Source organism: Pseudomonas sp. CFBP 8772 (assembly GCF_014841665.1).
In the GTDB taxonomy this organism is placed as follows: domain Bacteria; phylum Pseudomonadota; class Gammaproteobacteria; order Pseudomonadales; family Pseudomonadaceae; genus Aquipseudomonas; species Aquipseudomonas graminis_B.
This window is the reverse complement of sequence record NZ_JACYUI010000013.1, coordinates 67,553-80,123: the sequence shown is the minus strand read 5'-3', so window position 1 is coordinate 80,123 and position 12,571 is coordinate 67,553. Positions and strand designations below refer to the sequence as shown.

The following is a 12,571-nucleotide window of genomic DNA, read 5'->3' as shown; positions in this document are numbered from 1 at the left end:
GCCTGATAAACCAGTAGGAAATTTCCGAAGCTCCATCCAAGTGAGACATGGTTCTCAAACCTTCACCACCTGCACCGCTTTCGGACTGCCCAATCGCTTGTTCAACTCCAGCCAGTTCGACAACAGCAGCATCAATCCCAGCCCCAACAACGCGGTGATCACGCGCATTTGCCAGGCATCGTCAGCCAGCGCGTTCGCCATGTCGGCCAGCGGGGCGAGGAGGACGCCCAGGCAGAAGATCTCCAGCGAATAGCGGCCCATCCGGCAGGTCTGCTGGACAGGCCAGTTGTCGAGCCAGGTCATCGACGTCGGCAGCGTCTTCGCGACGACATACACCAGCGCAAGGAAATGCAGCAGGCGCAGCGGCGACAGGTCGGTTTTGCTGATTGGGTAGATCAATTCGGTGAGCGCGGTAGGCAGGAGCGCGTCATGCACGTCGGGAAATTTCCACAGCACGGTGATGACGCCGGCCAGCAGCAGGTAAGCCGCGGCTATGAGAAACAGCGGCTGTTGCCAAAGCGGCCGAGCAGGGGCGATTACGATTGGCGCCCGTTGGGTATGCAGGGCAAAGGCCCCGCCGAGCACGAAGATCAACTGCCAGGCGACGGGATTGAAATACCAGTAACCGCCGCCTTCGTAGGCGCGCAGGTTCCAGCCGAGCAACGGCACCATCATGTACAGGGCAATCGACAGGCCGATCGCCAGCGCTGCGTTGCGCAGCATGACAGGCAGGATCAACGGCAACGTGCCCATCAGCAGGATGTACAGCGGCAGCGGGTCGGTGAGGTTGGGTTTAAAGCGCAGCAACAGTTCATCGGCCAGCGCCTGCTGCGGGTTGCCGACGAAATACTCCAGGCCCATCTCCCGCACCATGTCCCGGGTTTCGACGTGATTGTTGGCGACGAAAACGATGCCCATCAGCAGCGTCAGCAAGAAGATGTGCGCGACGTACAGCACCCATGTGCGCCGCAGGATACGCACGCACGCCACGACATAACCGTCACGCTGCGCCACGCGCCCGTAAGCGAGTACGGCGGCATAGCCCGCGAGAAACACGAACACCTCGGCGGCGTCGCTGAAGCCAAAATTGCGCAGCGTCAGTTGCGCGAAAGGGTTGGCTGGCACGTGATCCCAAAAAATGAAAATCAGCGCCAGACCTCGAAAGAAGTCGATGCGATGGTCGCGTCCGTTCGTCATGACGGTGGGCCTTGCAAAGGTGTTTAAAGAAGAGGGGCCAATGGGGCCATGGTTCCTTGCCGTCAGCAGGGTCTGATCGGCGGCGCGCAGGGTGGCGGGTTTGCGGGGTAAAAGCAAAGGGTGGATGTTGCAGGATGTCTCGCTTTATAGCTCTTCTGAAAGCCGGGACAAATCATCCATCGGTTTTCGGCTGGCTTCGTCGCGTTTGTTCTTGAACGCCATCAGGTCAGAGAACAACACCCTGCGGTGGCGACCGGTTTTAAAGTGAGGAAGAGCGCCTTCCCCAAGCAGCTTGACGAGATGAGGTCTAGAGACGTTGAGGAGATCAGCGGCTTCCTGAGTCGTCAGTTCGGCATGCACCGGGACCACCCTGACAACGTTGCCTAGAACTGAGGATGTTATTCGAAATAAACGAAAATGCGATGGCGCGCTCAGGTGAGCCTGCCGTCTCGGCTCGCAAGCCGTAGAGCAGTCCGAAATCGACTGGTGGACGGCGGCTCAACGCTTTCATTCGATCTCATCCCTGCGACACCGTCAGGTTGGCCTGGAACCGGCATTTTTAACGACGAGCAATGCACCAGGGGAACTCACAGGCGCCCCTTTTTTCGCGGAGATTTCCAACCCAACCGTGAATTACTGAGCTTGCGGCATCAGCATCGGCTTGCGGTCCAGCGTCTCGCTGACCATTCGATAAATGTCTTCTTTGCCCTCGTCGTTGCAGCAGCGGATCTCGTGGAGCACTTCACGCTCTCTGGGAGACAGCGCGATGTAGTTCCATTCACACGCCTGGCGCATGAACACGTCGTGGTCGTTGACCGGCATGACGTCGTCAGCGGCTTCGTGAAAAGCCTCCACGATCGTTTCGATCAGGCTGACGAGTTGCTCGGATTCAGGCTTGCCGCCAGTTGCCTGGACCAGACGCTGCAGATGATTCAACGCGCTGCGGGCGTCAATCAGCTTCATGTGTCCCGGGACACTCATTTCGTATCGATCGATCAAGTGCATGGCACTCCCTCCTGGTGTTTTTGTTCATTCCGTTCCCGTCGAGGACCGGGCTGAGGTCGTCAGAGGCGCGAACGTTAGCGGCAGGGGAAGCGGCGGAAAAGGCGAAAGTTGTAACCGTTACAAAATCGTTAGCGGTTGAACTTTATCGAATTGATACTGTATAACGTATTACATGATTGTTTACATTCTGGAGAAAAACGATGAAGCCCGACATCCATCCCGACTACCGTAAAGTGCTCTTCCACGACACTGCTGCCGATGTGTTTTTCCTGATCGGCTCCACGGTTGATACCGATCGCACACACACGCACACCGATGGCACCACCTACCCTTATGTTGCCCTCGACGTGTCCAGCGCGTCGCATCCCATGTACACCGGTCAACAACGCAAGACCACCACCGAAGGCCGCATCGCGGGCTTCAACAAGCGCTTCGCGACCTTCGGTTCCGGCGCCAGGAAAGAGGAATGACAGCAGCACCTCCCGCGCTCCGGGCATCGCCAGTCGATCACCCGGGCGCGGGATTTTTTTGCCCCGTTTTTCCTGTATTCCGTCTCGCAAGCCACCTTGGCACTGGACTATCGGGCCAAATTGCTTTTAGCTCTGCGACCTGAAATTCAGGAGCATCCCCCTTTGAAAAAGTCAGTCGCCATCGTTTTCGGTGGGCAATCCTCCGAGCATGAAGTGTCGTTGCAATCGGCGCGCAACGTGATCAACGCGATTGATCGCAACAACTTCTCCATCACCCTCATTGGTGTCGACAAGCAGGGCCACTGGCTGCGCTTCGACGAGCAGGATTACCTGCAGAACCCTACTGATCCTGCGCACATCAAGCTCAGTGACTCCGGGCGTCTGCTTTCGCTGATGCCGGGCGCCAGCGGGCCGCAATTCGTGGAAGTGCAGACCGGCGCAGAGGTGCCGCGCATCGACGTGGTGTTCCCGCTGATCCATGGCAGTTTCGGCGAAGACGGCTGCCTGCAAGGCATGCTGCGGCTGCTGGACATTCCGTTCGTGGGCCCGGATGTGCTGAGCTCCGCGGCTTGCATGGACAAGGATGTGACCAAACGGCTGCTGCGCGATGCGGGTATATCGGTGGCGCCGTTCGTGGTCCTTCAGCGTGGCGAGACCGTGGATTTCGTCAGCGTCTCCGCCCAGCTGGGCCTGCCGCTTTTCGTCAAACCGGCGTGCCAGGGATCGTCGGTTGGCGTGAGCAAAGTCACCGACGAGGCCGGCTATGCAGCCGCCCTGAAGCTGGCCTTCGAGTACGACAACAAGGTGCTGATCGAGCAGGGTATCGTCGGTCGCGAAGTGGAATGCGCCGTGCTGGGCAACCACGAGCCGAAGGTCAGTGTGTGCGGTGAGGTCGTGGCCAATGACGAGTTTTACGCCTACGACACCAAGTACCTGAACGACGGTCAGGCGCGCATCGCCATCCCCGCGCAGATGGCCGAAGAGATGAGCGAGGCCGTGCGTGAAGTGGCGCTGCAGGCCTATCGCGTGCTGGGCTGCGCCGGTTTGGCGCGGGTGGATTTCTTTGTCACCGAGGCACGGGAAATCATCATCAACGAGGTCAACACGCTCCCCGGCTTCACCTCCATCAGCATGTACCCGAAACTCTGGCAGGCCAGCGGATTGAGCTACGCCGAGCTGATCGATCGGTTAATCACCCTGGCGCTGGAACGTGCCGAAGAAACCCGCGCGCTGAAAACCGAGGTGGTGCTGTGACGGTGAAGACGCTCCGTATTGCCGCCGCGCTGCTGACCCGTGCCGATGGCAAGACGCTGCTGGTGCGTAAGCGCGGGACCGAAGCGTTCATGCAGCCGGGCGGCAAGATCGATGCCGGCGAGTCGGCGCTCGATGCGCTGGCCCGTGAGCTGAACGAAGAACTGGGGCTGGTCATCGCGCCTGAACACGCGCGATTCCTGGGCGAGTTTTCGGCGGTGGCGGCGAATGAGCCGGGCTTCGAAGTGAACTGCCAGCTGTACGGCGTTCACGTGGACGAGCCGGTCAATCCCGCGGCCGAGATCGAGGAAGCGATCTGGGTCGACGGCGAGAATATTGAGCAGTTGCACCTGGCGCCGCTGACCCGGGATTCGATATTGCCGCTGTACCGAGGCCTGCCAATCGCCTGATTTTGATGGGGGGTGCGGTGCGGCGGGTTAACGAACCGCGCTTACCCCGTCCAGTGTCGAAAACGACGTGTCCTTCGCCGTCAGCAAGAAGTCACGCATGTAGGGCGCGTCCAGCATGTCAGCGCGAATCGCCGCGTACAGCGTGGCGAACAATCCTTTTTCCCCCAGCCGCTTGCCCTTCACGTACCCGCGTGAGCTGTATTCATGCAGCGCCCAGTGGGGCATCCCGCACACGCCGCGGCCGCTGGCGACCAGTTGCATCATCATCACCGTCAGCTCGGACGTGCGCACCTGCGCCGGTTCGATGTCGGCCGGCTCAAGGAAACGCGTGAAGATGTCCAGGCGGTCGCGCTCGACGGGGTAGGTGATCAGGGTTTCATTGATCAGATCTTCCGGCACCACATAAGGCCTGGCCGCCAGCGGATGCTGATTGGCGACCGCGAGCATGGCCTCGTAGGTAAACAACGGCACATAGGTAATACCTGCCAGTTCCAGAGGGTCCGACGTCACCACCAGATCCAGATCGCCACGGGCCAGGGCGGGGAGGGGCGCGAAAGCGAAGCCCGACGCCAGATCAAGCTCCACCTCCGGCCATGCATCGCGGAACTGGTCGATTGTCGGCATCAGCCACTGAAAGCAACTGTGGCATTCGATGGCCATGTGCAGACGCCCTGCGACACCGCCGGCGAGTCGCGAGATATCCCGTTCGGCATGGCGCAGTTGCGGCAGTACCGAGTCGGCCAGTTGCAGCAGTCGCAGGCCCGCGCTGGTGAAGCGCACCGGTTTGGTCTTGCGCACGAACAGCGGCATGCCCATGCGTTCTTCCAGCTCCTTGAACTGGTGCGACAGCGCCGACTGCGTCAGATGCAGGCGGTCAGCGGCGTCAACGAGGCTGTCTGCTTCGCGTAAGGCATGCAGGGTTTTCAGGTGGCGAATTTCCAGCACCGACGGCGCTCCATGAGTAAATTTTGTGATCAACACGAATTTAATGAGTTTGTCTCATGTCAGGGTAAGTGTCGACAATGGCGCCATCTTTTGAAGGAAGCAGTCAGCATGGGCCAGGTCAACAACTCTAATTTTCCTCACATCGGCGTGGCCAGGGGCTTCAAGCACATCCTCGAAACCCTGGGTGACGGCATTGATGTGGATTCGGTGCCAACGTTTACCCATGACCAGCGCTTCAACCTGAGCTGGGCGCCGCTGTTCGATGAGGTCGACCAGGCCCGCGCCGAGGGCCACACCCTCCGGCCGGAGATCATCGGTCCCTTGACGTACCTCTGGCTGGGACAAGCGGAAGGGGAGGGCTTCGATAAGCTCGACCTGCTCGACCGTCTGCTGCCGGTCTACGGCGAGATCCTCGGCCGGCTGGCGGGCAAGGGCGTCGAGTGGGTACAGATCGACGAGCCAATTCTGACCCTCGACCTGCCCCAGGACTGGAAGAACGCCTTCGAGCGCGCGTACCACGCCTTGCAATACTCGCCGCTTAAAAAGCTGCTCGCGGTCTCCTGCGGCGGTCTGGGGCTGGGCAGCAACCTTGGCCTTGCGGTGTCTTTGCCAGTGCAAGGCCTGCATGTCGATGTGCTCAGTGCCCCGGAGCAAATGCCTCTGGTGCTGGACCGCCTGCCCATCTACAAGGTGCTGTCGCTGGGTGTAGCAGGCGAACTTGACCCCGCTGGCACCGACAGCGAAGCCGCCCTTGAGGTGGTAAAAGAGGCTCAACTGCGCTTCGCCGACAACCTGTGGGTGGCAGATTCGATCAGCTCGCCGGCAACAGCGGCCGCGTGAATACAGGGTGAGATGACCGTTTTGCTACCGCTCAGCCCTCTTCATCAAACTGTCACGCAACTGTGGCAGCGCGCTTGAGCAAACTTCATCAGACTCGCGGCCTACTGGGGTTCTGTGTGTCGGTGTTTTTCCATGCGGGTTTTACTTTTTCTGGCTGCGCTCTTGTGCAGCCTGCCGTCTTTTGCGGCCTCTCGATGCGATGTTGACGTTCCCACGCAGGTGGTCGAGCTCGATGACGTGCACCTGGCGTATCAAAGCATCGGGCGTGATTCCGATCCGGCGCTGCTGTTGGTCATGGGGCTTGGCGGTCAACTGATCCACTGGCCGGACGAAGTGGTCGTTGCCTTATGCCAGCAGGGCTTTCGCGTGATTCGCTACGACAACCGGGACGTAGGATTGTCGACCTGGGTCCAGGCGCCGCCGAGTCCCAACCTTACCTACGAAGTGCTGCGCTACAAAATCGGCCTGCCGGTGTCGGCGCCGTATTCGCTGACCGACATGGCTCAGGACGCGCTCGGCCTGATGGACGCGCTGCACGCTCAGCAATTCCATGTGCTGGGGGCGAGCATGGGCGGCATGATTGCGCAGCATCTGGCGGACGTGGCGCCCAAGCGCGTGGAGAGCCTGACGCTGATCATGACCAGCTCCGGCGCGCCCGGGCTGCCGATGCCCAGCCCGGCGCTGTTGCAACTATTGGCCCGTCGCGGCGCGCCTGACCGGCAGACTGCCCTTGAGCAACAGGCCGATCTTCTGGCGGCGCTGGGCAGCCCGGAGGTCAAGGATGATCGGCAGATGCTGTTGCATCAGGCGGCGGTTTCCTACGACCGGGCGTTCAACCCTGAAGGCGTGAAGCGCCAGATTCTGGCGATCCTGTCCGAACCCAGCCGAGTGGAATTGTTGAATCGTCTGCGCGTGCCGACGCTGGTCGTTCACGGCACCGCCGACCCGCTGTTGCCGGTCATGCACGGAATTCATGTGGCGGCGCACATTCAGGGCAGCCAGTTGAAGCTCATTCCCGGCCTGGCCCACCGCTTTCAGGAAGCCTTCAAGGCCCCGCTGCTGGCGGCCGTGTTGCCGTATTTGCGCGAGCATCGTGAAGACGCATCCCACGTCGCGCAGCTCTAATAAGACGGCGGGGTTGACCCGCCCATTGAGGGTGGGCGTGCCGGTGTAGGGTTTGAGCGCCACCGTGATCGGCGTATCGTGGTGCTTTTCCTCTCTTGCACGAGGCTGCCATGAGCACTCCGCTGAAAATCGATTTCATCTCCGATGTGTCCTGTCCCTGGTGCATCGTCGGCCTGCGCGCGCTGGACCAGGCGCTTGAGCATCTGGGCGATGAAGTTCAAGCCGACATTCACTTCCAGCCCTTCGAACTCAACCCGCAAATGCCCCCTGAAGGCCAGGACATCTTCGAGCACATCGCCGAAAAGTACGGCTCGACGCGGGAACAATTCCAGGCCAACGCCGAGAACATCCGTGAGCGCGGTGCAGAACTCGGGTTCGTCTTCAAGCAGGGCGAGCGGCGCATTTTCAACACCTTCGACGCCCATCGACTGCTGCACTGGGCTGAGCTGGAAGGCAAGCAGCACGCGCTGAAAGAAGCGCTGTTCACGGCGTATTTCAGCCAGCATGCCAACGTATCCAGCCACCAGGTGCTGGCGGATGTTGCGCAGAAAGTGGGGCTGGACCGGATGCGCGCCGAGGCCTTGCTGGCCAGCGATCAGTACGCCAGCGACGTTCGAGAACTCGAGCAACTGTGGGTATCGCGGGGCGTAAGTTCGGTGCCGACGATCGTCTTCAACGACCAGTACGCCGTTTCCGGTGGGCAACCCGTCGACGTGTTCGTCAGCGCCATTCGTCAGATCGTGGGCGAAGAATCCAGCGTGGTGAATCGGGCTGATTGAAACGCGAGATGAGGCCTGACGCGCAGCGCACAGGCGGCTGATCCGGGCTCTTCGACCCCGGACGGCCGATTATCCTTCTGCGCGTGCAGCCGTCACCTGCTGTTACGCCTCCGTCATTGCATTTCAAAAAACACTTGCTCCTCCCAGCCACTTTCGGATATCAATTTGTACATGATTAGACAGGTTCGATTCGACAAGAAAAAACGTGTGGTGGATGAGCTGGCTCGCCGCATCGAGACCGGACAGATGGGGTCGGGTGAGTTGTTGCCGGGCGAGAATCTGCTCGCACAGGAATTCAACGTCAGCCGCGGCACGCTGCGCGAGGCGCTGTCCGAACTCAAGCGGCGCAACTACATCGCCACGCAAACCGGCGTCGGTTCGATCGTCACCTACGACGGCATCTCGCTGGATCAGCGCGCCGGTTGGGCCCAGGCCCTGGCCGACACGGGGGCCAGGGTCAGCACCGAGATTCTGCGTCTGGTGGCGGTGCAGCGGCCCGATCTGGCAGGACGGTTCGGCACGGCCGAGTTCATCGCGCTGGATCGTCGGCGCACGGCGGGGGATGGCAGCGTGGTTTCCCTGGAGCGTGTGCTGATCCCGGCCTGCGACGGTCTGGAAAATCTGCCCCGCGACGGGCTGATCGATGATTCGCTGACGGTCACCCTGGCTGCCCACGGGTATGTCGGTGATCGCGGCGATCAGTGGATCGGTGCCGAGCCCCTGAGCAACGACGACGCGGCGCTGATGTTGCGCCAGCCGGGCTCGGTGTTCCTCAAGGCGACTCGCACTACTTTTGATCGCCGCGAACGTTTCATGGAGCACGTGGAAAGTCTTCTTGACCCCGTGCATTTTCGTCTGCATCTGGCTTTTGGATCACCCACATGACTGCACTGATCGACACGCGCGACCGAGGCCTGGGCGCTTTTTACGGATTGGCGCTGGGCGACGCGTTGGGCATGCCGACGCAGTCCTTGAGTCGCGAGCAGATCAGGCAGCGATTCGACCGCATCACTACGTTGCAGGCTGCCGGTGCCGATCAGCCTATTGCGCCGAACATGCCTGCCGGATCGATCACCGATGACACCGAACAAGCCGTTTTGGTCGCTGAACTGCTGGTCGCTGGAGAAGGGCGCATCGAGCCGTCGGATCTGGCGCAGAGCCTGATCGACTGGGAAGCGGTGATGCAGGCCAAGGGTTCGCAAGACCTGCTCGGCCCCTCGACCAAGCGCGCCATCGAGATGATTCTGGCCGGTCACAGCCCCGAAGAATCGGGGCGTTTCGGCACCACCAACGGCGCCGCCATGCGCATCACGCCGGTGGGCATTGCCTTCGATGTGCGCGAAGAGGCGCGTTTCGTCGAGGCGGTCAAACTGGCCTGCCAGGTCACCCACAACACCAATCTCGGGATCTCCAGCGCAGCAGCGGTCGCGGCGGTTGTCTCGGCGGGTATCAGCGGTGCCACTCTGGGCGAAGCCCTCGACGTCGGCGCGCGCATCGCCCATGAGGCCGAGGGCTACGGGTACTGGATCGCCGGCGGCCGCATTGCCGCCCGAATCCGGTGGGCCAAACAACTGTGCGTCGAATGCAGCAATGAACAACTGCCCGAATTGATTTATGACGTGATCGGCACGTCCGTCGCCTCCCAGGAATCGGTCGTCGCTGCGTTCACTGTCGCGCATCAGGTGGCTCGCGGGCAGTTGTCGGCATTCGACGCACTGTGCATGGCCGCCAGTCTGGGCGGTGACACCGACACCATCGCCGCTATTCTCGGGGCGATGCTCGGTGCCTGCGAGGGCATGGCCGCCTGGCCCGCACCGCTGATCGAAGAGATCCAGACCGTCAACGCGCTCGACCTTCATCCCGTGGTCGAGCAGTTGCTGTCCCTGCGCGGGGTCTGATCCGACCGAAGCCATCCCGTATAAAGAACAAGACCTACCTCGCGGCTCCATGTAGCGGCGAGTCAGGGTTTTTGCAGCCTGCAAAAGCCCACGCTGACACGGATGTCGTTTGCTTTGCGTACTGCCCACAACCAGAACAAATGGCACAGGAGCATTCACATGACGACATCCAACGCCGCTCAAGGCGCAGGTCAGCTTGAAACACGCGGCATCGAACCGGTTCCGGAGAACGAATGCAACGGCCACCCGTTGCAGCTTTTCTGGGTGTGGTTTGCGGCCAACATCAGCATCCTCGGTCTGCCGCTGGGGGCAACGCTCGTGGCCTTTCGCGGGCTGTCGATCGGGCAGGCGATCATCGTGGCGATCCTCGGCGCGGCCGGTTCGTTTGCTGTCGTGGGGGTCATCTCCATTGCCGGCCGACGGGGCAGGGCACCGAGTCTGACGCTGTCGCGGGCGATTTTCGGGGTGCGCGGGAATATCGGCCCTACCATCGTCTCGCTGATGTCGCGCCTGGGCTGGGAGACGGTGAACACCACGACCGCCGCTTTCGTACTGCTGTCGCTGTGCTCGATTCTCTTCGCCACGCCGGTGGAAGCTAAAAGTGCGCCGGGCCTGACCCTGGTGTTCATCGCCATTTTCGTGCTGATGACGCTGACCGTTTCCGGGCTCGGCCACGCCACGCTGCTGGTCATTCAGAAATGGGCGACGTACATCTTTGGCGCTTTGAACGTCATCGTCGGCGGGTTCCTGATCGCGCACATCGACTGGGCGGCCGTGTTCAACGCCGCGCCTGCACCGATGAGCGCGATGATCATCGGCATCGGCACCATGGCGGCCGGCACGGGCATCGGCTGGGCCAACGCGGGCGCCGACATGTCGCGCTATCAGCATCGCAGCGTCAAGGCCACGCGGCTGGTGGCCTCGGCCGCTTTCGGCGCAGGCATTCCACTGGTGTTGCTGATCACCCTGGGCGGGCTGCTGTCGGTGGGCAATGACCACCTGGCGTCGGCCACCGATCCGATCATCGCGATCCGCGAACTGCTGCCGACCTGGATGGCGGTGCCGTACCTGATCACGGCATTCGGCGGGCTGCTGCTCTCCAACAATCTGTCGGTGTACTCGGCGGGCCTGACCACGCTGACGCTGGGCCTGAGGATCAAGCGCGTGCACGCAGTGATTGTCGACATCGTGGCGATCTTCGCCGGCTCGATTTACTTCATGCTGATCGCCGACAGTTTCTACGGCCCGTTCATCACGTTCATTTCGATGCTAGCCGTGCCAATCACCGCGTGGGTCGGGATCTTCGTCGTCGACCTGATGCATCGCCATTACTATTCCCCCGCTGACTTGATGGACGTCTCGCCGCGCAGTGCCTATTGGTATCGCGGCGGGATCGAGTGGCGTGCGCTGGGTGCGTGGGCCCTGGCCATCGTGCTTGGGTACAGTTTCACCACCGTCGCGACCACGCCGGAGAACGTGATATTCAAAGGTTTGCTGTCCGACTCGTGGTTCGGCCATAACGGGCTGGGCTGGATCGTGACCTTCGTGGTCGCGGGCGGTGTGTATGCGTTGCTGGGCGGCGCCCGTGACCGTCGCGTTGTTGCCGAAGAGGTTGTTCATGCCCGCTAGATTGCTCTACACCGGCCAGGTCGTGGTCGATCTGGTCATGGCGCTGGACGCCTTGCCTCGCTCCGGCGGCGATGTGCTCGCCCGCTCGGCGGCCTTCGAAACCGGCGGGGGATTCAACGTGATGGCCGCCGCACGGCGCAGTGGTATGCCAACGCTGTACCTCGGTCGCCACGGCGCGGGGCGTTTCGGCGATCTGGCGCGACAGGCCATGGCGGCGGAAGGCATCGACATCGCGGCGGCGGCGTCGACGGGTCAGGACACTGGCCTGTCGGTGGCGCTCATCGAGCCTTCGGCCGAGCGCTCGTTCATTTCCTACGTCGGTGCCGAGGGCGGTTTGTCGGCTGACGATCTGCGTGGCGTCGAGGTGCAGCCTGAAGATTATGTGTTCGTCAGTGGCTACAGCTTGCTGCACGACGGCAAGGTGTCGACGCTGCTGGACTGGCTCGCGCGCATGCCAGCGGGGGCGGGCGTGGTGTTCGATCCGGGGCCGCTGATCGATTCGCCGGAGGCGTCCGGGATGCAGGTGGTGTTGCCATTGATCACGCTGTGGACGAGCAATGCCGAAGAAGCGCTGCGCTTCACCGGGTGCGAGACGATCGAGGGGGCCCTGGACAGGCTGGCGCACTGGCTGCGCAAGGATGCCTTGATGGTGGTGCGCGACGGACCGAATGGCTGCTGGATCCGTCAGGGTTCCGAGCCCCGACACGTGCGCGGCTTCCCGGTGACGGCCATTGACACCAATGGCGCCGGTGATGCCCATGCGGGGGTGTTGCTGGCCGGGCTGGCGTCAGGGCTGTCCGCTGCAGAAGCCGCATTGCGCGCCAATGCGGCGGCGGCCATTGCCGTCACTCGCTGGGGCCCGGCGACTGCACCGACGGCGGCAGAGGTGGATGAGTTAGTCGGCAGCAGCGAATTTCCCCTGGCACCCTGATGACCCCCGCCATCGCATGACCTGTAGGAGCGTGGCTTGTCCCGCGATCTGGCGCGAAGCGGCAGCCAATCCGCTGACTGCGTTCCTCAGG

At 61.9% G+C, this 12,571-nt stretch carries 12 protein-coding genes and 2 pseudogenes; 10 read left to right on the top strand and 4 right to left on the bottom strand.

Features of this window, described 5'->3' with window-relative positions; genetic code table 11:
• Positions 1-54: 54 nt before the first annotated feature.
• The 3 genes and pseudogenes from IFT99_RS22180 to IFT99_RS22170 all read right to left on the bottom strand — a co-directional run bounded on the left by IFT99_RS22180 (position 55) and on the right by IFT99_RS22170 (position 2,202).
• Positions 55-1,197, bottom strand: coding sequence for an OpgC domain-containing protein (locus IFT99_RS22180; RefSeq protein ID WP_192135179.1), 1,143 nt, complete (start codon positions 1,195-1,197; stop codon positions 55-57).
• A gap of 144 nt (positions 1,198-1,341) precedes the next feature.
• Positions 1,342-1,599: pseudogene (locus IFT99_RS22175) on the bottom strand (helix-turn-helix domain-containing protein); the annotation flags it as partial.
• A gap of 231 nt (positions 1,600-1,830) precedes the next feature.
• Positions 1,831-2,202, bottom strand: a complete 372-nt coding sequence (locus tag IFT99_RS22170; protein ID WP_192135177.1) for a hypothetical protein — start codon at positions 2,200-2,202, stop codon at positions 1,831-1,833.
• Between the two features lie 200 nt (positions 2,203-2,402).
• On the opposite strand from IFT99_RS22170, the gene IFT99_RS22165 reads away from it, so the two are divergent.
• The 3 genes from IFT99_RS22165 to IFT99_RS22155 all read left to right on the top strand — a co-directional run bounded on the left by IFT99_RS22165 (position 2,403) and on the right by IFT99_RS22155 (position 4,333).
• Positions 2,403-2,672 carry a type B 50S ribosomal protein L31 gene (locus IFT99_RS22165; protein ID WP_065992508.1) on the top strand — a complete coding sequence of 90 codons (270 nt, stop codon included), beginning with the start codon at positions 2,403-2,405 and terminating at the stop codon, positions 2,670-2,672.
• 162 nt (positions 2,673-2,834) lie between these two features.
• Complete coding sequence (ddlA, locus tag IFT99_RS22160) at positions 2,835-3,926, top strand: D-alanine--D-alanine ligase (RefSeq protein ID WP_192135175.1); 1,092 nt, start codon at positions 2,835-2,837, stop codon at positions 3,924-3,926.
• A 2-nt stretch (positions 3,927-3,928) separates the two neighbouring features.
• Positions 3,929-4,333, top strand: a complete 405-nt coding sequence (locus tag IFT99_RS22155) for an NUDIX hydrolase (protein WP_065993203.1) — start codon at positions 3,929-3,931, stop codon at positions 4,331-4,333.
• A gap of 27 nt (positions 4,334-4,360) precedes the next feature.
• On the opposite strand, the gene metR is transcribed toward IFT99_RS22155, so the two are convergent.
• Entirely contained in the window at positions 4,361-5,278 is a 918-nt protein-coding gene (gene metR, locus IFT99_RS22150; protein ID WP_065992512.1) for a transcriptional regulator MetR, read from the bottom strand.
• A 207-nt stretch (positions 5,279-5,485) separates the two neighbouring features.
• Between metR and IFT99_RS22145 the strand changes: the two are divergent.
• From IFT99_RS22145 to IFT99_RS22115, 7 genes and pseudogenes are all read left to right on the top strand, one after another.
• A pseudogene (locus IFT99_RS22145) lies at positions 5,486-6,094 on the top strand (5-methyltetrahydropteroyltriglutamate--homocysteine S-methyltransferase); the annotation flags it as partial.
• A gap of 156 nt (positions 6,095-6,250) precedes the next feature.
• Complete coding sequence (locus IFT99_RS22140) at positions 6,251-7,243, top strand: alpha/beta fold hydrolase (RefSeq protein WP_192135171.1); 993 nt, start codon at positions 6,251-6,253, stop codon at positions 7,241-7,243.
• Positions 7,244-7,353: 110 nt separating this feature from the next.
• Complete coding sequence (locus IFT99_RS22135) at positions 7,354-8,022, top strand: DsbA family oxidoreductase (protein WP_192135169.1); 669 nt, start codon at positions 7,354-7,356, stop codon at positions 8,020-8,022.
• Positions 8,023-8,193: 171 nt separating this feature from the next.
• The gene (locus IFT99_RS22130) at positions 8,194-8,907 is read left to right on the top strand and encodes a GntR family transcriptional regulator (RefSeq protein ID WP_192135167.1); all 714 of its coding nucleotides are present in this window, start codon (positions 8,194-8,196) and stop codon (positions 8,905-8,907) included.
• Positions 8,904-9,920, top strand: coding sequence for an ADP-ribosylglycohydrolase family protein (locus IFT99_RS22125; protein WP_192135165.1), 1,017 nt, complete (start codon positions 8,904-8,906; stop codon positions 9,918-9,920). Before IFT99_RS22130 ends, IFT99_RS22125 begins: the two co-directional genes overlap by 4 nt.
• A 159-nt stretch (positions 9,921-10,079) precedes the next feature.
• Positions 10,080-11,549, top strand: coding sequence for a purine-cytosine permease family protein (locus IFT99_RS22120; protein ID WP_192135163.1), 1,470 nt, complete (start codon positions 10,080-10,082; stop codon positions 11,547-11,549).
• The gene (locus IFT99_RS22115) at positions 11,539-12,480 is read left to right on the top strand and encodes a PfkB family carbohydrate kinase (protein WP_192135162.1); all 942 of its coding nucleotides are present in this window, start codon (positions 11,539-11,541) and stop codon (positions 12,478-12,480) included. Before IFT99_RS22120 ends, IFT99_RS22115 begins: the two co-directional genes overlap by 11 nt.
• Positions 12,481-12,571 lie beyond the last annotated feature (91 nt).